The 229-nt window shown below is 57.2% G+C and carries 1 pseudogene; it reads right to left on the reverse strand.

The features are described 5' to 3' along the window. A pseudogene (locus ACM5QX_RS29675) lies at positions 1 to 229 on the reverse strand (hypothetical protein); the annotation flags it as partial.

A 229-nucleotide genomic window follows, 5' to 3' on the forward strand; every position in this document is an offset into this window, starting at 1 on the left:
TCCGACGACATATTAGTGACTTCATGAAAGTCATAGACCGCCTCGGGCGAGATGAGCTTGTCGTGCCACCCCGGAGAAAACGTCTTCACCGTCGCGCGCGCTGCGTCGATGACGCCGTGAAAGTTGCGCCCCATGCCAATGGGCCACGAAAAAGGCACGATAGGAATGCCGAGCACTTGTTCCAACTCGTCGACAAGTTCCAACGGATAGCGCACCTCGCGGTCCATGT

The organism is Anabaena sp. CCY 9910 (genome assembly GCF_963920875.1).
In the GTDB taxonomy this organism is placed as follows: domain Bacteria; phylum Cyanobacteriota; class Cyanobacteriia; order Cyanobacteriales; family Nostocaceae; genus Trichormus; species Trichormus variabilis.